Here is a 19,915-nt window from a genome sequence, read left to right as displayed (position 1 = left end):
CCGGGGCGCCGGTCGCGGTCCGTCAGTTGGGCATCGGGCGCGGGCGGCTGGCGGGGGGATCCGAGGGGATGTCATCCACGCTGGGCAGGTTCTTCAGGAGCCAGTGGACGCTGTTGTCACCGCCGAGTTCGGGGAAGTCGACGACGGCGGTCTCGCAGAGCCAGAGCAGGTGCTCCTTCATGGTCCGGTGCCCCTTCGCCTTCTGCTCGGCGGCGAAGTCGTAGTACTCGAAGGTGGGAGCGGCACAGGTCCCGTCCCAGGCGGGGTCGTCGCTGCCCGGGGTCGTCATGAGGAGTTCCGCGATGGGGTAGAGCACACCACTCATCGAGGCGATGAAGGTGCGCTCCAGGTGGTAGCGGGTGTTCCGCTGGTTCGGGTTGAAGTTCGACTGGACGTCGTAGAGCTTGTCGAGCATGGCCAGGGTGTAGCAGTAGGCGGCGTTGAAGAGGACGGCCAGGCCTGCGGCCGGTCCGGAGAAGCCCTTCGCCCGGGGATCGCTGGGGACGTTGCGGACCTGCCCGGTGACCTCGATGCCCTGTTCGATCCTCTTGAACTTCGCGTAGTGCGAGAGCTCGTCGAGGCCGGGGCGCGGGTTGACCGGGTCGATCGGGACGGTGGCCTTCTTCGGGTCCACGCCCTCGCCCTGCTCGACCACCATCTTCAGAGCGGTCTCGGCGGTGTGGAGGTCGGTGATGACCACGGGTTCGCCGCCGCCGTCGTGGTTCCAGTACGCGCTCTCGTACTGCCAGGGGGCGTTCGCCTTCGCGTACTTCCACACGTCGTCCGGGTCGGCCTCGGTCAGGTGCTTGAGGCCGACTTCGATCGCCTTGTAGAACTGGCCGAGCGTGTTGTACGCGTCCGGTTGCGGCTTGGCGCCCTTCTCGGCGGGCAGTTCCAGCGGCAGGAACACCCGGTTCATCAGATCCTTGCTGCACGGCTCCAGGTGGAGGGTCAGCGGCGGAGTCCGATGGAGCATCAGGCTCGGGTACCTGGTGATGAAGTCCGGGTCGTAGAAGACGATCCGGTCCGCTCCGCCGAGCGCGATGATCAGGTTGCGCACCAGGCACAGGTGCAGCATCTCCTCGATCGCGATGCTGATGATCGTGCGCTGGGCGGAGATTCCCGGGTCCCACTGGCTGTGGCCCTTGGTCCCGATGGAGTAGGCCGCGTACAGGTACATCGGGACGGTTGACAGCTCGACCTGGGCCGCCTGGTACAGGTGGTCGAGCAAGGTGTCGATGTCCTCGATCGGTCGATCGGCCTTGATCGTGCCGATCGGGGTGACCGCGAAGGGGATGTCGGGAAGGCGGCGGGTGGCGGGCTTGGTGGCGTCGGTCGTCATACCTCGGCTCCGTTCGGTTCCGGGCGCTCTGGGCGCGGTGTGGGCGGTGCGGGCGGTGTGGGCAGTGCGGGCAGTGCGGGCGGTGCGGATGGCGGACCGGCCCGGTCGGGGCGGCCTGAGTACGCGGTGTTCGAGGAGGCTAGGAGCGTGCGCCGGACGTCCTCGGTCAGCTCCGTGACGTGGACGCCGTGGTCCCGGCGGCGCAGCGCCAGGAGTACGGGGCGTGCGGCCGGCGGCTGCGGGTCCTCGCCGCGGGCCACCGCGGCCGCGTAGCGGTGCACGGGGTGCCGACAGGCCAGCACGCGGCACGCGCGGGCCGGATCGGCGTCGTACACCTCGACGAAAGCCCGTTCGTATCCTGCGAGTTCGACGATCAGCTGGACCCAGGGGTCGACGTCGCGGCCCGGTGGGTCGAGGTCGGGCCTGGTGGTCGCGAGGTGTGACGCGAAGCCGTCGGCGAAGTGCTCCAGGGTCCAGCTGCGGGGCGGGCAGGTGCTCAGGTACTCGGTGGCGAGCGCGTCGAAGGCCTCCGGCCCCAGGAGTCGGCGCAACGCGGGGAAGCAGGAGCGCAGGCAGGCCAGCAGGCGCAGCCGGTAACCGCGGCGGTAGATGTCCAGCCGCTCGCCGGCGGTGAGCCGGCCGGACGGTGTGAGCACCTGGTCGGCGGCCGCGCCGCCCTCCTGGTCCGGGCCGGTGGCGTGGAGGACGGCGGCCTGCAGCCAGTGCTGGAGTTCGGCCAGGTGCGCCGGCGCCCCTTCGACCGTCGACATGTCAGACTCCCGTCGCGACGGGGACGTTGGTCGGATCGAGGGCCCGCCGGCGCGCCTTGTCGAGTTCCGCGACCAGCTCGGGGAAGGGCGGCAGGCGGTCGTCCCACTCCAGCAGGGTGGACACGGGCCCGGTCAGCGCGATCGCCGCGTCGTACAGCTCCCACACGGCCGGTGCGACCGGTCCGTCATGGGTGTCGATCAGATGTGTGCCCGCGTCGGTGTGACCGGCCAGATGGATCTGCACGACCCGGTCGTGCGGGAGTGCTCCGAGGTATGCGCGCGGATCGGTGTCGTGGTTGACGGCCGACACGTAGACGTTGTTGACGTCGAGCAGGAGCCCGCAGTCGGCCTCGGTCGCCAGCCGTGCGACGAACTCCTCCTCCGGCATGGTCGATGCGGTGAAGCCCACGTAGGTGCTGGGGTTCTCCAGCACCAGCGGGCGCTCCAGGAAGTCCTGCACGGTCCTGACCCGTCGCACCAGATGGGTCAGCGCGGCCTCGGTGAAGGGGACCGGCAGCAGGTCGTGGGTGTTGAGCCCGGCGACCCCGGTGAAGCACACGTGGTCCGACACCCAGGCGGCGCCCACCGCGTCGGCCAGCTGCCGGAGCCTCCTCAGGTAGTCGAAGTCCAGGGGCTCCACGCTGCCGATCGACAGCGACACCCCGTGCATGACCAGGGAGTGCCGCTCGGCGACCCGGTCCAGTACGTGACGCGGGTGGCCGTGGGAGTCGAGGTGGTTCTCGGAGATGATCTCCAGCCACTCGGCGCCCAGCTCATCGCCGAGGTGGTCCAGTACGTACCGGTGGTGCGGGCTGCGCAGGCCGACACCGAACCCCAGGTTCGGCAGGTCGAAGCGGGACACCCGGTCGGCCCGCTCGCCATGGTGACGCTGCGTCACGCGTTCGCCTCGTCCGACGGCAGCGGGAGCACCTGCGGCTTGCTCCGGTCGAGCCTCTTCTTCCTCCGCTCGGCCTCGTTCACTTCGTACGGCGGGACCAGGTCGTCCGGGTAGCCCTCGCCCGGGGACGGGCCGAACGGGAGGCCGGCGGCGTACATCCGGGCCTCGAACAGCTGGCGGGCGAGCTTCCAGACGCTCTTGCCCTTCAGCGGGCCGCCCGCGAACACCCGGCTGACGTTGATCGGGCTCGCGCAGCTGCCGTTCTGCCGACAGGCCTGGTCGCCCGGCTTGGCGAGTTCCGCGTCGGGGCCGGTGTAGCCGCACCCGCCCTGCCCGCGGCACTCGTTGGCGCCGTGGCACACGTGCAGGACGGTGGCACAGGCTCCCATGCCCGCCATCGGCGCCTTCTCGTCGATGTCGTGGTTCCGGCAGGCGTTCAGGCCCATGCACACGTGGAGCTCAAGGGCCTTCTGCAGGTCGGCCGCGGACACGCGCGGCCCGCCGGCCTCGTGCGCGGCGTGCCGCAGCGCGATCCCGTCGTCGCCGCCGAGGATCACGCGCTCGATCTCCGCCAGCTCCTCGGGTCCCAGATCCGGGAAGCCGTCACCGTCGGCCCTCCTGCCACCGTTCTCCCTGCCACTCACGAGTACCTCCTCGATCGCCTTGGGTCGGGCACCCACGGCGGTGCGATTCCGCCGCGATGTGACGCGATGTGATGTGGCGCGATGTCACACGATGTGACGCGCGCCACAGTCGCCAAGGTCATCACAGTCGGAGGAGGGCTGGATAGCGCCATATGAGTAGTGTGCGAATTATTCCTTCGAAGCGAGCCCCGGGCGCTGCTCGGGGCAGGCGGTTCGGACGCGGCTCTGGTCCGGGGTGCTGCGCGGGCGGCTACGCATCGAGCGGGATGGTGCCGAGGGCGACGGTGAAGCAGGCGCCGCCCTCGGGGCCGTGGCCGTGGACGGTGATGGTGGCGCCGAGCCGGTCGGTGAGGCGACGGGTGATGGCCAGGCCGAGGCCGGTGCCGCCGGGGCGGGTGCCCGCATAGCGGGAGTGCAGGGCGCCGGGTTCGAAGGCAACCCGGATGTCTTCGTCGGTCAGGCCGGGGCCGCCGTCGCGGACCTGTAGCTCGGTGTCGCCGCTGTCCGTTCGGCGCAGGGCCAGCACCACGGGGGCGCCGGGCGGCGAGATCCGCACGGCGTTGCCGATCAGGCCGTCGAGCAGCTGGCGGACCCGGAATCCGTCGGTGACCGTGATCACGGGTTCCCCGGCCGTTTCCACCCGCAGGTGGAGTTCGCTCTGTCGGACCCTCTGGTCCCAGGCTTGCGCGGTCTCACGGACGAGGGCGGTGAGGTCGGTGGGTTCGCGGGTGATGGGGAAGTCGTCGGCGTCCAGGCGTGCGAGTTCGAGCAGGTCGGAGACGAAGCGGTCCAGGCGTTTGGTCTCGGTCAGGAGGATCTGGCCGACCTGGGCCTGCTGCCCGGGTTCGACGACCCTGTCGGTGAGGGCCTCGGCGTAGCCCTGGAGTGCGGTGAGGGGGGTACGGATCTCGTGGGAGATCGAGGTCAGGAAGTCGCGCTGGCGCTGTTCGCTGCGTTCGAGGGCGGCGCCCAGTGCGTTCAGGGCCTGGGCGACGTCACGGGCCTCGGTGGGGCCGTCGGCCTCGCAGCGCAGGCCGCGTTCACCTGCGGCGAGTCGGTGGGCGACACCGGCCGCCGCGACCAGGGGGCGGGCGATGCGGCGGGCCAGCAGGGCTCCGGCGAGGGCGGCTCCGACCAGGCCCGCGACCAGGGGGAGCGTCAGGCTGCCGCGCATCCGGCTGGCCGCCGCATCGACCTCGGTGAACGGCTGGGTCAGCACGACAGCGCCGCCGTTGCTTGCCGGGTGTCCCTGGACGAGTACGCGCTGGTCGCCGAGCGAGGCCGTGGCGGAGAGCGTCCGTCCGGCGAGCAGCGCGTCCCGGTCGGCCGGGGCGACGGCCTTCGCCGCGGGGCCGTCCACGTGTCCGTCGGGAGCGACGACGGCGACCAGGACGCCGGTGGCCCCGGTCAGCCGCTGGGTCTGGTCGAGGAGCAGCACGGACAGGTTGGGAGCGAGGCTGAGCACGGTGGCCTGCCGGGACAGGCGCTCCCGGTACTGGGACTCGGCGTTGGAGAAGGCGGTCTGCCAGGCCGCGACCCCCGCCAGTAGCACGGCGGTGGCTGCCACCACGGTGGCGAGCAGGACCAGGCTGCCGGTGAGTGAGCCCGCGCGCAGGCGCCTCACCGGTCCGGCTCCTGGGCGCTGTAGCCGATCCCCCGCACGGTGCGGATCGGGCTGGCGTCGCCGAGCTTGGCGCGCAGCTGCGAGACGTAGACGTCGACGACCCGGCTGTCGCCGTAGTCGGCCTGCCCCCAGACCTGGGCGCGGAGCTGCTCGCGGCTGAAGACCTGACCGGGCCGGGCCAGCAGGTGGGCGAGCAGGTTGAACTCGGTGGTGGTCAGCTCCAGCGGTTCACCGTCGCAGAGCACCGTGCGGCGGCCGGGGTCCAGGCGCAGTCGGCTGGTGCCCAGGACGGCCGAGACCGGTGGGCCGGCGGTGCGGCGCAGCACAGCCTTGACGCGGGCGACCAGCTCGCGGGGCGAGAACGGTTTGGTGAGGTAGTCGTCGGCGCCGATCTCCAGGCCGAGGATCCGGTCGGCCTCCTCGTCCCGGGCGGTGACCAGGATGACGGGCGTCCAGTCGTCGGCGGCGCGCAGCCGGCGGCAGAAGTCCGTGCCGTCCAGCCCGGGCAGCCCGATGTCGAGAACGATCGCCACCGGCCGCAGCCGTGCCACGGCAGCCAACCCGGCGGTGCCGTCGGCCTCGGTGTGGACGCCGAAGCCCTCGCGGGTGAGGTACAGGCGCTGGAGGTCGGCGATGTGGCGCTCGTCCTCCACCACCAGTACAAGGCCCTTGCTCTGTGTCATCTGTCCGGTGTCACCGCAGTCTCCCTGCGCCGCGGCACCCATCTCGCGGCTGCTTGGCCAGTCGCGCGTGCCACGGCTTCGAACTGCACCGATGCTAACCCGCGGACCGTCACCGTCCGGCGGACCGACGGCGATCCTTACACGGCCCGAACACAGGCCGAACCTTCGCCTTGCACAACGGCGACAGGATGCTTCCGACCTCGCCGACCCGCGGGGTCAGGACAAGGGAGAGCAGTCGTGCTCACGGGCTCCAGATCCCTCGCGCTGCTCGGCGTCTGTGTTGCGGCCCTCCTGATCGTCGCGGTCGTCGTGCTGCTCACGCACACCGGTCGCGCCCCGTCCCCAGGACAACGGCCGACCACAGGACGCCGCCGGGACCGCACCGGGCCGCCCGCCCCCCTCCGACGCCCCGACGACGACAGCAGGACAATGATGACCACCCGTCCCGAGCCGGCCCGAACCGCCACCACGCGGCTGGGCCGCCTCCGCCGCCCGACCACCCGGCGAGGCCGGATCACCCGCGCCGTCGTCCTGCCCGTGGCCGTCGTGCTGGCCCTCGCCGGGGGCGGCGAGGCCGTCACCCGGCACGTCCTGGAGAGCCGGATCGCCGACCGCATGGGAAAGGCGCTCGCCACCCGCGTGACGGTCGACACCGGCGCCGGCCCGGCGCTGCTCACGGTCCTCGACCGGCACCTGGATCACGTCACGCTCGGCGCGGACAACGCCCACCTCGGCCCACTCACGGGCGCCTCGGTCCGCATCACGCTCGACGACCTCCACTTGGCCGAGCCCGCGACGGCGTCCGACGTCCGAGCCACCGTCACGATCCCCGCCGACTCCCTGGCGGAAACGATCCGCGACTCGGGCCAGGGCGTTCCCGTCAGCAGCACCCGGACCGACCCCGCCACCGGCACCCTCCTGCTCGCCCTGGGCCCGGGTGGCATGGGCCAGTTGACGCTGAAGCCCGCCCTGGCCGGCGACCGGGTCACCATCACCGCCACCAGCCTGCAGTTCCTCGGCCGAACGATCACCGGTCCCCAGCTCGACCAGATCAACACCAAGCTCACCGCGCGGAAACAACAAGCCGACTACCCCCTGTCCCTCAAGCCCGTCTCACTCACCGTCACACCGACCGGACTCGCCCTCACCCTGGCCTCCGGCCCCACCACGCTGAAGCAGCCATGAACCAGGAACCGACCCCGGCGATGACCGACCCCACGACACCACCGTCCAGCCGCCGTACCCGCCTGCGCCGACGCATCGTCGTCGCCGTCACGGGCCTGCTCGTCCTCACTCTCACGGCGGCGTCCGGCGCGCTGTGGCTACTGACCGGCAAGTTGCTGCACCCCACCGACGACACCCCGCTGAACACCCGCGTCATCGCCGTGGGGACCGCGACGGTGACCCTTCCCGCCACCGACGAGAGCCGCTACGCCGGCACCTACGGCCTGGTCTGGCAGGACAGCGGATCCGCGCAGCGGCGCTCGGGAGAACTCGGCCGCATCCTCGCCTCGGACAGCAAGACCGTCACCCGCGAACTCCAGGCCACCACCCCACCCGCCGTCGGCGCCAAGGCGAAGATCATCGTCACCGTGTGGAACTCGGACCCGCGCCGAGCGGTGGGGCTGGACCACCAGGACGTCAGCTACCCCGGCGACCTGGGCCCGATGCCCGCCTGGTACCTCCCGGGCTCGCGCAGCACCTGGGTCATCCAGGTCCACGGGCTCGGCGCCGGCCGCAGCGCGGGCCTGCGGACGATGCCCGAACTGCACGACCTCGGCTACCCGATCCTCGACATCACCTACCGCAACGACCCCGGAGCACCCCGCGACTCCAACGGCAACCGACAACTCGGCAACACGGAATGGCGCGACCTCGACGCCGCCGTCCGCTACGCCCGCGCCCACGGAGCCTCCGGTGTGGTGCTCTACGGGTTCTCCATGGGCGGCGCAATCGTCGAGAACTACCTGCAGCGCGCCCAGGACACCAGCGCGGTCCGCTCAGTCGTCCTCGACTCACCCGCACTCGACTACCGGGCGGCCATCGACACGATCGCCACCGGCCTCGGATTCCCGTTCCCCATCGCCGACCTCACGGCCCCCTTCATCCAGATCCAAGCCGGAGTGGACCTCGACCAGGTCGACACCCTGGCGGCGAACCGGCGCAACGGCGGCCCCGGACAGCCCGTGCTGCTCTTCCACGGCACCGCCGACACACTCGTCCCGTACGCCAGCAGCGCCCGATTCGCCCGCGACTGGCCGGACAAGGTCCGACTCGTCACCGTCCCCGGGGCCGGCCACACCGGCTCCTGGAACGCCGACCCCGCCCAGTACGACAAGGAGCTCGCCGACTTCCTCGGTCAGCACTCCTGACCGCGTCCCGGGCACCGCGCCGCAACGCCGAACAGCCCCACTGACACACCAGCCGTCCCACCAAGGAGGCAACCGATGAGCCGAACCCGCCCCGCAACCCTCGCGGCCGCGCTCCTCACCCTGACGACCACCGCACTCGCCGCCACCACCGGCACCGCCCACGCCGCCACCGTCAACTACGTGGCCCTCGGCGACTCCTACTCCGCGGGCGGCGGATCATCCAGCACGTACCTCAACAGCTGCAACCAGAGCACCAACGCGTACCCGTACCTCTACGCCCAGTCCACCTCACCGGCCACCTTCGACTTCCAGGCCTGCGGCGGCGCCACCACCACCGACGTCGTGAACAACCAACTCGCCCCGCTCACTTCCGGCACCACCTTGGTCAGCATGACCATCGGCGGCAACGACGTCGGCCTGCGCGACGTACTGGCCTCCTGCTTGCTCGGCAGCGACGCCGCCTGCCTCAGCGCCGTCTCCTCCGCAGAGAACACCGCCCGCACCCAACTCCCCGACGAACTCGACACCGTCTACGGCGCCATCCGCTCCCGCGCCGCCAACGCCCACGTGGTGATCCTCGGCTACCCCCGCTTCTACGACTCCGGCGCCCCCCTCTGCCCGGGGATCAGCCCGGCCAGGCGTTCTGCCCTCAACGACGGCGCCGACGTCCTGAACAGCGTCATCCAGAGCGAGGCCGCCAAGTACCCGAACTTCGCCTACGCGGATGTGACCAGCCGGTTCGCCGGCCACCAGCTCTGCGACCCCGCTCCCTGGCTGCACGCCCTGAACTGGCCGATCGGACAGTCCTTCCACCCGACCGCCGCCGGCCAGGCCGGCGCCTACCTCCCGGCTCTGGAAGCAAACGACTGACGCAGCCCCGCCGCCGCGGCCATCGGACGGCGGCGGGCGGCGGGCGCCTGCGCCGACGGCAGGTGTCAGGACGGGAGGGTCCAGCGCTGGTTGGGGCCGCCGTGGCAGTCCCAGATCTGCAGCCTGGTCCAGTCGGCGCCGCTGCCGTCGCGGGCGTCGAGGCAGCGGCCGGAGGCCGGGTTGAGGAGGGTGCCGTCCGGGCGTGGCTGCCAGCGCTGGGCGCCGGTGCCGTTGCAGTCGTAGAGCTGGGCGGGTGTCCCGGCGGCGGTCCAGCCGTTGGTGACGTCCAGGCACTTGCCGAGGGCCCGCAGGGAGCCGTCCTGCCCGACGGTCCAGTCCTGGGCGCCGGTGGAGTTGCAGCGGTAGAGCTGGACGGCGGTGCCGTTGGCCGTGTCGGCGCGGATGAGGTCCACGCACTGCCCGGCGATGCCGGTCACCCGGCCGCTCGGGCGGGGGGTGGCCCAGCTCTGCTCGGCGCCCCCCGAGCAGGTCCGCAGCAGCAGCCGGCCGCCGGCGGCCGCGAGGCAGCGGCCGGATTCCGGGTGGAGGAGCGAGGAGTCCGGGCCCGGGCGCCACACCTGGTCGGCGCCTGCGGTGCAGTCCCGCAGCCGGACGGCGGCGCCGTCGTCCGGGCCCGCCGGGGTCAGGCAGCCGTCGAGGGCACGGACGGTGCCGTCCGAGCCGACCGCGGCGTCCTGGGCCGCCGTGCCCGCGCAGCCGGCCAGCCGTACCGCCTCGTTGCCGTCCGCGGCGGCGGCGGCCGCGTCCAGACAGGACCCGTCGGCGCCGGTGATCCGCCCGGACCAGGTGGAGACGGCCGGCGAGGCAGGGACGTCCACCGTGCCCTGCAGCTTCGGCGCGCGCGAGGAGGAGCCGACCATCAGGCCGTACCGCCCGCCGGGCACCTGCCAGCCGTGCACGCCGGGATCCCAGAGCGCGAAGGAGGAGCGGTCCAGCGGCAGTTCCACGTGCGTCGAACGGCCGGGCGCCAACGTGACCTTGTCGAAGGCCTTGAGCTGCTGCGGCGGCTCGCCGGCCGCGGACGGGAAGGAGACATACAGCTGCGGCACCTCGGTGCCGGTCCGGGCCCCCTGGTTGGCGAGGTCGAAGCCGACCCGCACCCGGCCGGCGGCGTCCGGGCCGGTCACGGTGAGGTTGCTGTAGCCGAAGGTGGTGTACGAGAGGCCGTGGCCGAAGGGGAACAGCGGGGCGGTGGCGGTCGCGTCGTACCAGCGGTACCCGACCGCGAGCTGCTCGGTGTAGTGGTAGGCACCGTCCGTGCCGGGGTACTGGGAGGCGTCCCGGATCGGCGTGGCCGCCGCCGAGGTCGGGAAGGTGACGGGCAGCCGCCCCGCCGGATCGACGTCGCCGAACAGCACGTCGGCGAGCGCGGCGCCGCTCTGCTCGCCCGGGTACCAGGCCTCGACCACCGCCGGCACCGCGTCCAGCCACGGCATGGTGACCGGCCCGCCGGTGTTGAGCACCACCACCGTCCGCGGGTTGGCCCGGGCGACGGCGCGGATCAGCGCGTCGTCCGCCGGGGCGAGGTCGAGCGAGCCCCGGTCCGCGCCCTCGGTCTCCTCGTCGCCGACCACCACCACCGCGACGTCCGCCCCGGCGGCCACCGAGGCGGCCGCGGCCGCGTCGTCGCCCGGGTGGTAGCGCACCGAGACGCCCGCACCGGCCCGGGCGGCGATGCCCTGGCGCGGCGTCACGACCTGGTCGGGGTAGGGGGCGACGTGCGAGGAGCCGTAGCCGCCGGTGTAGGCGTGGTCGGCCCACGGGCCGATCACCGCGACGGACGACAGGTGGGCGGCGTCCAGCGGCAGCACCGCCCCCTGGTTGCGCAGCAGCACCGTCCCGGCGGCAGCCGCCGCCCGGGCGTCGCGCGCGCCGGCGGCGGGGTCGGCGGCGGGCGGCTGGCCGCCGTCCAGCGCCCCGGTCCGGACCATCAGCCGGAGCACCCGCCGCACCTGGTCGTCCAGGACGGCCGGGGCGAGCCGCCCGTCGGCCACGGCGGCGGTCAGGTCGGCGAAGTACGTCGTACCGCCGAACTCCTGGTCCAGCCCGCCCGCCGCGGCGTTCACCGAGGAGTGGGTGGCCGGGTAGTCGGAGCCGACCACCCCGTCGAACCCCCAGCGGCCCTTCAGCACGTCCCGCAGCAGCGGGAAGTTCTCGCACGCCCAGATGCTGTTGACCGGGTTGTAGCCGCACATCGCCGACCAGGCCCGGCCGTCCCGGACGGCCGCCCGGAAGGCGGGCAGCTCGATCTCGGCCAGCGTCCGCTCGTCCACCTCGGAGCTGTACGACTGCCGGTTGTTCTCCTGGTTGTTCGCCGCGAAGTGCTTCACCTGCGCCGCGACCCCCTGCGCCTGTATGCCGCGGACCTCCGCCGCCGCGACCCGCCCGGCGAGGAACGGGTCCTCGCCCAGCGTCTCGAAGTTCCGCCCGCCCTGCGGCACGCGCACGAGGTTCACCATCGGCGCGTACAGCACCTGGTAGCCGCGCGCCCGGGCCTCGCGGCCCAGCACCGCGCCGTAGGTGGCGGCGAGCCCCGGGTCGAAGGCGGCGGCCAGCGACACCGGTGCCGGCATCGCCGTCGCCGGTTGCCCGTCCCGTACGCCGGCCGGGCCGTCGGACAGCAGCAGCGGCGGGATGCCCAGCCGCGGCACGCCCCGGACGTAGCCGACCGCGTACACCCCGTTCGGTGCGGCGACCCCCTGCAGCAGCGTCGCCTTCTCGTCGGTGGTCAGCTGGCCGAGGAGCGCTTCGACCCTCTGCTCCGGCGACGGCCCGCCTTGCGACGGCCCGCCTTGCGACCACCCGTCCTGAGACCGCCCGCCGTGCGGCTGCGGACCGCCCGGTCCGGCGACCGCTGGGCACATGCCGGAGCCGGAGGCGGCCGCCAGGAGGCAGCCGCTGAGCCCGAAACGGAGTATTCGCGTCCACGAGGAGATACGCCGCATGGCAGCACCTTTCGACGAAGGCGGGCCGAGCCGGGAGGGCCGGGAAATGTGACGGCCAGTCAAATTTACGGCGCATTAACACTTACCGGCAGGTAGCGCGCAAGGGCGCGTCGGAGGCACCGAGGGGCGCAGACAGTCACCGAGGGGCGCAGGTAGGGCGCGGGCGGCGTCGGCCCGGTCGTCGTTGACGCGTCGTCTATCCGCTGTCAACACGTCGCCCCCAGCTTGTCCGCGGCCTGTGATGCGGAAGAAAGTCGAGGTGCGATCAGTGAAAATACCGTTGGTGCGCCCCCAGGCGCTGGCCAGTACGGATTGCCATAGGCATGGCCGCGTTCCTGGCGTTCACATCGATGTCCGCGCTGGGCGCTCCGACCGCGTCCGCGTCGACGGAGAGCACCCTGCACGCGGCCCGGTACCTGCAGTTCATCGACCAGATGCGGCCAGAAGCGGTGTTCATCGGTTGTCTACCAGCTGCGGCCAGCCTGGTGGTCGCGGATCCCGTTGGTGGAGTCGGCCTTTTCTGTTCCCGGGTCCGGTTGTCGCCTCGGCGAGTCATGCTCCGGCTTCACGGTCATGGGACTGGGCGCTTCGCACTGTTCTGTGTCGCTGAGCAGTCGTGGAGCCTTCGTCAAGGGAAACGCATCTTATTGTGCGTTGACGAATCATCATGAATAGTTCAGGCCGATCGGCCGCTGTTTTGAGGCCGGTGCGCGTCGTGAGCAAGTAAGGATTCTCATGGGCATATCGCCCTCACTCTCCCCATTCGCCGGTCCGCCGGGGCGTTGGAGACGGTCCGTGGTGGCGGCCACACTGGCCGGCCTGCTGGGATCGCTGATCACGCTATTGACCCCTGCACCCGCCATGGCGCTGACCGACCCGCAGCTGCGCGCCGTCACCTTCAACATGCAGGGCGGCAACAAATGGGGCGAGGTCAAAGCCCTGATGCCCAACGCCGACGTCATCGTGATGCAGGAGGCGACCACCGCGCCGGACGGCGCGCAGCTACTGGGAAGCACCCGGTGAGTCGTTGACAGTCTGTTCATCGCTTGTCTACGGCCATGCAGTGGGATCGGCCGGTCAAGCAGTGGCCAGTCCGCAGGGGCGGAGGCGCGGAGGCCCAGGGAGCGGCAAGGAGCAGTGGATTGTTGATTGTTCATGGTGTGCGCGAGGTGTCCTCGCGGCGAGGTGTAGCTGCTGGACAGGGAAGGGGACGAATAGTTGCCTTTGCCGTGCTAGTGGCCTTGCTTTCCGGCCTTCTTTCGGTGGTTTCCTTCTCGCAATCGGCCGTGGCGGCGGCGAGCGACCATTCGATGGCGACGTTCAATATGAATAATTCGACGGATCGGTGGAGTCACGGGATCTATCCGATCGCGAGGAAGGTCGAGTTTCTTGCCCTGCAGGAGGTGAGGGACGAAGATCTCGCCGAGGCGGAACCTGCGGCCGGTGCAGCTGTGGGTGCTGTGACTCAGAGCAACGGGTACGCCGTGAGGCGACTCAACTGGACCAACTGTACGGACCAGGTGGGTGGGCGCCCCTGTGTCATCTACAAGGTGGAAGCGGACAACAATAACCGGGCGCTCGCTTTCGTCGTAAACCAGGCCCAGGACGAGGTTACGGAGGTGCGTGTGATCGCGCCGGTGGGGCCGGGCGACAACCCGAAGCCGACTCTGGGCCTCAAGCTCCGGGACGGCACCTGGATTTACAGCATGCACGCGACAAATCGCACGGGCAGGGGACAGGTGAACAATGTTCCCGATGTACTCGCCGAGGTTGATCGCGTGTCGGGAGGCCACTGGGCGGTGATGGGGGATTTCAACCGCACTCCCGAATCGCTTCCCGCCCTGCCTGCGGGCAGCGAGCTGGTCCGCTCCGATCTGCCGACCTATCCTGTCAAAGCGCCGGTTTCCGAGCTCGACTACATGGTGGCCAAGGGGATGCCACAGGGCCATCAGTACACCGGTTTCCGCATCACGTTCGAGAACACCTCCGACCACTACCCGGTGCAGTTCCGGAACAACGTCAACAATCAGCCTGCCCCGCGCCAGGTCTGTGATCCCGGCAACCTGCTGCGGGTGGCCCTGGCAGCCCTGACCGAGCAGTGTGGACAGACAAAGCTGCCCGCCGTCGTCTCGATGGGCGACAGCTACATCTCCGGTGAGGGCGGCCGGTGGGCGGGCAACGCCAACACCTCTTCCGGCGGCGACTCGTGGGGCACCGACCGCAAGACGGACTGCCCGGACGGCAAGGACTGCGTCTACGGCGACACGTCCTACGACGGCGGCAACCGCTGCGACCGTTCGGACATCTCACCCCTCACGAGCGCCGTGTTCGCCGGCATCCCCGGGGAACGCCATTTCAACATCGCCTGCTCAGGGGCCAGGACCGAGCACATCATCTCGGAGAAGTACCAGGGCGAGGCGCCGCAGGCCGAGCAGCTCGCACGGCTGGCGAAGGACAACGACATCAGGATGATCGTGGTGTCCATCGGCGGGAACGACCTGGGCTTCTCCGACATCGTCCAAGACTGCGTCAAGCGCTACTGGGTGGGGGTGGTCGGCAGCACCTGCAACCCCGGTTCCCCGAACTCGGCGCTGGACCAGAAACTGGAGCAGACCAGGGAGAACGTCAGCAACGCCCTGCGGAAGATCCGCTCCGTCATGACGGACGCCGGGTACACGAGCGAGGACTACGAACTCGTGCTGAGCACGTATCCGAATCCGCTGCCCCGCAGCTCGCAGATGCGGTACGACGACTCCATCCGCTACACGGCCGGGGGATGCCCCTTCCGCAACGCCGATGCGGACTGGGCCCGCGACGTACTCATACCGGGCCTCGCCACCGTACTGAGCACCGCGTCGTTCGAAACCGGGGCGTCCCTGCTGAACGTGGAGGACGCGTTCGCCGGGCACGAACTGTGCAACCAGAACGCCAAACAGGCCACGAGCAGCAACTCGCGTGCCAAGCCGCTGCCGGAGTCGGACGCCGAGTGGGTCCGCTGGGTCCCCTACCAGTTCGACGCGTCCAAGGGCTGGCTGTGGGGCTCCCAGGGGGACAAGCAGGAAGCCATTCACCCCAACGCGTACGGGCAGCGGGCCCTCGCGGTCTGCCTGACGGCCTTCGCCGCCGCGGACGTCGAGAAGCCGGGGCGTCGTAGGACGTTCACCTGTGCCGGGACTCCCGGCCGGGGGGTCGACGGCGTCGGGAAGCGGCAGACGGTCAGGATCGACCAGGTTCCGCTGAGCCCGATCGCGGGCAACACGGGCGTGCTCCAGCGGGACGGATCCGATTCCAAGTGGGTCTCCACCGGTCCGGACGACAGTCAGCTCGGCCGGTGGTACATCAACGGTGAACTGCCTGCGCCCGGTGGGAAGCTGGAGACCACCATCCAGAACGGCAGCGGGCAGTACCTGCAAGGGGACGGTGGCAGCTCGTGGCAGTGGGCCTCGGTCTCCGACACACCCCGACTGTGGACGCTCGAACGCCAGAAGAGGGACGAACTGGCCTTCCGGATCACGACCGAGGGCGGAAAGTGGTGCCTGACCCGCAAGGGGACCTGGGGTACGCTCTGGCCGTGCGTCACCGAGGGACCTGTGGCCGCCACCCAGCTGTGGCGGGTCGACACCTCGACCGTCAAGATCACCCCGCGCCCGCTGCCCATCGACCGGGCCGGCCCTCTCAGGACCGCCAAGGACGACCTAGTCGCCGACGTGGACAACGCGAACCCGGCGCCGGGAACCCGTGTGAAGGCACTCGCCGCCAAGGGCAACGCCGCGCAAAAGTGGTGGACCCGGGCCACGCCTGAGGGGTGGCAGGTCGTCAGCGCCCTGGACGGCGGGCCGGTACTGGCCCATGACACCGGTCGGCACGAGGCACGCCTGGCCAAGGACGACGGCGGCGGTGCGGACCAGGTCTGGCAGACCGAGGACGCGGGGGGCGGATGGACGCGCCTGCGCAACGGCGGCCTGTGTCTGACGGCCGGTGGCCCGGACGAGACGCTGACCCTCAAGGACTGCGCGTCCGACAATCCCGGACAGCGGTGGCGGTCCACCGGATTCACCCCGGACAAGCCGCAGGAGATCGGTGACGCCGGCTCGCCCTTCGACGACGCCGCGGACGACCGCGGCACCAAGCCCGCCACCTCCGGCGACTGCCGCCCCGAGGGCATGACGCCCACCGCGGGCGTCGCCGCCCGCTACTGCGACGTCTACGACAACGCCGGCCGGGAGTGGGTCGGCAACAACCGCACCCGTCGTACGGTCGGGTACTTCACCGGATGGCGTTCAGGAACGAAGGGAGACCCCACGTACCTGGCGTCCAACATCCCGTGGTCGAAGGTGACGCACGTCAACTACGCCTTCGCCCGCGTCGAGGACAACCGCATCAGCATCGGCGACGTGAACGACCCGAAGAACCCGGCCACCGGCATGACCTGGGACGGCGACCGGAACGCCATGGACCCGTCGCTGCCGTACAAGGGGCACTTCAACCTGCTGAACACCTACAAGAAGAAGCACCCGGCCGTGAAGACGCTGATCTCGGTCGGCGGCTGGGCGGACACCCGGAACTTCTACGCGATGGCCACCAACGCCGACGGCTCGGTGAACCAGGCGGGCATCGACGCGTTCGCCGACTCCGTGACGGACTTCCTCGACCGGTACGGGTTCAACGGCGTCGACATCGACTACGAGTACCCCACCGCCCTGCCCAGCGCGGGCAATCCGAACGACTGGGACGTCTCCAACCCGCGCCGCAAGGGCCTCCAGCAGGGCTACACCGCGCTGATGAAGACCCTGCGGACCAAGCTGGACCAGTCCGGCACGGCCAAGGGCCGCTACTACCTGCTGACCTCGGCCGGGTCCGCCTCCGGCTACCTGGTGCGCGGACTGGACGCCGGGCAGGCGCTCCAGTACCAGGACTTCGTCAACGTCATGAGCTACGACCTGCACGGCTCCTGGAACAAGTACGTCGGCCCGCAGGCCCCGCTCTACGACACCGGGCAGGACAACGAGCTGGCCGCCGCCGGGATCTACAACGACCAGGCCGCCGACACCAAGGACTACCAGAAGAACGGCTACTTCAACATCGACTGGGCCTACCACTACTACCGCGGCGCCCTCCCGCCCGGCCGCATCAACCTCGGCATCCCCTACTACTCCCGCGGCTGGCAGAACGTGCAGGGCGGCACCGACGGCCTGTGGGGCACCTCCGCCATGGCGGACCAGTCCAAGTGCCCGAAGGGCGTCGGCGGCCGGGGCCCGGCCAACGGCCAGGACTGCGGTCTCGGCGCGACCGGCATCGACAACGTGTGGCACGACACCGAGGACGGCCGCGAGGTCGGCGCCGGGTCCAACCCGCTGTGGCACACCAAGAACCTCCAGGACGGCCGCACCCCCGGCTACCTGAAGTCCTACGGAGTCGACCCGGCCACCGACGCGGGCAAGCTGACCGGCAGCTACGCCGAGAAGTACTCCGACCCGCTCCAGTCGTCGTGGCTGTGGAACGACGCCAAGAAGGTGTTCCTCTCCACGGAGAACGACAGGTCGATCGACGCCAAGGCGAAGTACATCGCGGACAAGGGCGTCGGCGGCGCCATGATCTGGGAGCTCGCCGGCGACTACACCAAGCGCTCCAACGGCGAGTGGGGCATGGGCTACGACCTGACCACCCGCCTCGACAACGCCCTCAAGGGCGCGGGGGCGTACGGCAACACCACCGGCGGCGGCAAGCCGCTGCCCTCCCAGGTGATCGACGTCAAGGCCGAGCTGGTGGACTTCCCGACCGGCGTCGGGGACATGTGGCCGATGCAGCCGAAGCTGCGGATCACCAACAACTCCAAGGTCGCCCTCGGCCAGGGGACGGAAATCTCCTTCGACCTTCCCACCTCCGCCCCGCCGGTGGTGAAGGACGGCGCCTGGAAGGAAATGAGCGGCATCGTCCCCGGCCACACCGGGCCGAACGCGGGCGGGCTGAAGGGCGACTTCCACCGGGTGACCATCAAGCTCGGCTACTGCGAGGACGTGCCCGCGGGCAGGTCGAAGGACATCGACGTCAAGTACTACCTGCCCGTCACCGGTCCGGCGAACGTCACCTTCAGGATCGGCGGCAAGGACTACGGGTCCACCGGTGACCGGCGCCGTGCGGTGACGACGGTCGATCCTCCGGCGGTGTCCGGCGCCGCCCAGTGCCAGGCCGCGCCGTGGCAGGCGCACGCCTACAACCCCAACCCCTCGTTCGCGTTCTGGCAGACCGGCGACAAGTGGATCATCGAGGACCGCAACAGCGGCAACGTCCTCGACCACCCCGGCAGCTGGACCGACGCCCACCTGTCGATGAAGCAGACCGGCAACGCCAACCAGCTGTGGACGGTGAGCGAGGACGACCAGGGCTGGTACCACATCAAGTCCGCCACCAGCGGCCACGACCAGTGCCTCGGCGCCACCACGGCCAGGGGCACGCTCACGGTGCGGGACTGCGACGGGAAGGTCGACCAGTGGTGGCGGCTGGTGCCGCTCAGCACGGACCAGGCCACCGCGGGCAAGCCGATGCTGGACCGGTGGGTCACCGGTGGCGCCAAGCACGGCAGCTCCTACGCGCTGGGCAGCTTCGCCGACGGGACCGACTGGTGGAGGACCCCGGCCTACCTCGCCGCCCCCGCCAACAGCGCCACCGCCTCCAGTACGAAGGTCATCGCCGGGGACCCCGACGGCGCCTGGGCCTCGACGGTGTCGTGGAACGGCTTCTACTGGCGCGCCAAGTGGTGGAACAAGGCGACGGACGAGCCCGGCAGGAGCGACGCCTGGCAGAAGCTCGGCCCCACGCCGTAACCAGCCCGCACCCTGACGGGAGTTGACCGCAGCGGGCCCGGCAGAGCATCGCCGCTCTGCCGGGCCCGTTGCGCATCGACGCTGCTGGCCGGCTCGTCCGAGGTGCAGGTGTCAGGGGGCGCCGGACCGGGTGGGCGTCAGGTCCGCGACCAGGAGCGCCAGGAGGTCCGTCGGCGCCTCGATGAAGCGGTAGTGGCCTCCCTCCAGGAGTTCGAAGGTCGTTTCGCCGCAGGCCGACCAGCCGGTCATCAGTGACGGCTCGATGCCCGTGTCCTCCGTCCAGCCGATGGCGGTGATCGGGGACGGCAGCCGGACCGGCTCGGCCACGTGGTAGCGCTTGTTCATGTCGACGTCCTTCCGCAGGACGCCGAGGTAGAGCGCGAGCAGGCTCGGTTCCAGGGTGCCGCCCAGTTCCGCGACGAGCTGGCGCAGTTCGCCGGCCAGCTCGTCGTCGTCCATGCCGAGGAAGCGGCCGTAAGGGCCGTCCTGCGGCGCGACCTCGGCGGAGACGAACACCCGGGTCGGGGCGGGGCAGCCCCTTTCGACCAGCCGTACGGCGGTCTCGTACGCCGCCAACGCGGAGCCGCAGTGCCCGAACAGCGCGTAGGGACGGTCCAGGTAGGGGCGCAGCGCCTCGCAGAGGTCGTCGGCCAGCGCCTCGTAGGTGGTGTGGGCGGGCTCGCGCATCCGGTTCTCCCGGCCGGGCAGTTGCACGGGGCAGACCTCGACGCCGTTGACCGATGACGGCCACTGGCGGTACATGCTCGCTCCGCAGCCGGAGTAGGGCAGGCAGAACAGCCGTGCCGGTGCCACCGGCGACGGCTCGCGCAGGAACCACTTGTTGCGGGTACGGGCCGGCGGAGCGTTCACTGATGACCTTCCGGGTGGGTTTCTTCTCGGGTGCGGCTGCGGGGGTTTGAAG

13 protein-coding genes are annotated in these 19,915 nt (G+C 70.8%); 5 read left to right on the top strand and 8 right to left on the bottom strand.

Features of this window, described 5'->3' with window-relative positions; translation table 11 throughout:
• Nucleotides 1-22: 22 nt before the first annotated feature.
• The 6 genes from ACFVX9_RS14015 to ACFVX9_RS13990 form a co-directional block, all read right to left on the bottom strand.
• Complete coding sequence (locus ACFVX9_RS14015) at nucleotides 23-1,342, bottom strand: ferritin-like protein (protein ID WP_380481272.1); 1,320 nt, start codon at nucleotides 1,340-1,342, stop codon at nucleotides 23-25.
• Complete coding sequence (locus tag ACFVX9_RS14010) at nucleotides 1,339-2,112, bottom strand: putative DNA-binding domain-containing protein (protein ID WP_387981784.1); 774 nt, start codon at nucleotides 2,110-2,112, stop codon at nucleotides 1,339-1,341. The genes ACFVX9_RS14015 and ACFVX9_RS14010 overlap by 4 nt, the downstream gene beginning before the upstream one ends.
• A 1-nt stretch (nucleotide 2,113) precedes the next feature.
• The gene (locus ACFVX9_RS14005) at nucleotides 2,114-3,010 is read right to left on the bottom strand and encodes a DUF692 domain-containing protein (RefSeq protein WP_387981783.1); all 897 of its coding nucleotides are present in this window, start codon (nucleotides 3,008-3,010) and stop codon (nucleotides 2,114-2,116) included.
• Entirely contained in the window at nucleotides 3,007-3,654 is a 648-nt protein-coding gene (locus tag ACFVX9_RS14000; RefSeq protein WP_387981781.1) for a hypothetical protein, read from the bottom strand. Before ACFVX9_RS14000 ends, ACFVX9_RS14005 begins: the two co-directional genes overlap by 4 nt.
• Before the next feature lie 250 nt (nucleotides 3,655-3,904).
• A complete protein-coding gene (locus tag ACFVX9_RS13995; protein WP_380368522.1) occupies nucleotides 3,905-5,278 on the bottom strand; it encodes a histidine kinase dimerization/phospho-acceptor domain-containing protein in 1,374 nt (457 codons plus the stop codon).
• The gene (locus ACFVX9_RS13990; protein ID WP_380368524.1) at nucleotides 5,275-5,961 is read right to left on the bottom strand and encodes a response regulator transcription factor; all 687 of its coding nucleotides are present in this window, start codon (nucleotides 5,959-5,961) and stop codon (nucleotides 5,275-5,277) included. Before ACFVX9_RS13990 ends, ACFVX9_RS13995 begins: the two co-directional genes overlap by 4 nt.
• A gap of 429 nt (nucleotides 5,962-6,390) precedes the next feature.
• On the opposite strand from ACFVX9_RS13990, the gene ACFVX9_RS13985 reads away from it, so the two are divergent.
• The 3 genes from ACFVX9_RS13985 (at nucleotide 6,391) to ACFVX9_RS13975 (ending at nucleotide 9,203) form a co-directional block, all read left to right on the top strand.
• Entirely contained in the window at nucleotides 6,391-7,146 is a 756-nt protein-coding gene (locus ACFVX9_RS13985) for a DUF2993 domain-containing protein (RefSeq protein ID WP_380423540.1), read from the top strand.
• Nucleotides 7,143-8,333, top strand: a complete 1,191-nt coding sequence (locus ACFVX9_RS13980) for an alpha/beta hydrolase (protein WP_380560922.1) — start codon at nucleotides 7,143-7,145, stop codon at nucleotides 8,331-8,333. Before ACFVX9_RS13985 ends, ACFVX9_RS13980 begins: the two co-directional genes overlap by 4 nt.
• Before the next feature lie 75 nt (nucleotides 8,334-8,408).
• Complete coding sequence (locus ACFVX9_RS13975) at nucleotides 8,409-9,203, top strand: SGNH/GDSL hydrolase family protein (RefSeq protein ID WP_387981778.1); 795 nt, start codon at nucleotides 8,409-8,411, stop codon at nucleotides 9,201-9,203.
• A gap of 65 nt (nucleotides 9,204-9,268) precedes the next feature.
• Here the strand turns inward: ACFVX9_RS13975 and ACFVX9_RS13970 are convergent, their stop codons facing one another.
• Nucleotides 9,269-12,169, bottom strand: coding sequence for a glycoside hydrolase family 3 C-terminal domain-containing protein (locus tag ACFVX9_RS13970; protein WP_387981776.1), 2,901 nt, complete (start codon nucleotides 12,167-12,169; stop codon nucleotides 9,269-9,271).
• 798 nt (nucleotides 12,170-12,967) lie between these two features.
• Between ACFVX9_RS13970 and ACFVX9_RS13965 the strand changes: the two genes are divergently transcribed.
• Together ACFVX9_RS13965 and ACFVX9_RS13960 are read left to right on the top strand one after the other, a co-directional pair.
• Nucleotides 12,968-13,192, top strand: a complete 225-nt coding sequence (locus ACFVX9_RS13965) for a hypothetical protein (RefSeq protein WP_387981775.1) — start codon at nucleotides 12,968-12,970, stop codon at nucleotides 13,190-13,192.
• Nucleotides 13,193-14,103: 911 nt separating this feature from the next.
• Nucleotides 14,104-18,993, top strand: coding sequence for a glycosyl hydrolase family 18 protein (locus ACFVX9_RS13960; protein ID WP_387981774.1), 4,890 nt, complete (start codon nucleotides 14,104-14,106; stop codon nucleotides 18,991-18,993).
• 111 nt (nucleotides 18,994-19,104) lie between these two features.
• Here the strand turns inward: ACFVX9_RS13960 and ACFVX9_RS13955 are convergent, their stop codons facing one another.
• On the bottom strand, nucleotides 19,105-19,863 hold the full coding sequence (locus ACFVX9_RS13955; protein ID WP_387981773.1) for a thioesterase II family protein: 759 nt from the start codon (nucleotides 19,861-19,863) through the stop codon (nucleotides 19,105-19,107).
• Nucleotides 19,864-19,915: the final 52 nt, after the last annotated feature.

The organism is Kitasatospora sp. NPDC058243 (assembly GCF_042882025.1).
In the GTDB taxonomy this organism is placed as follows: Bacteria; Actinomycetota; Actinomycetes; order Streptomycetales; family Streptomycetaceae; genus Kitasatospora.
Note: the sequence above shows the minus strand (reverse complement) of the source record. Positions and strands in the feature narration are given on the sequence as shown.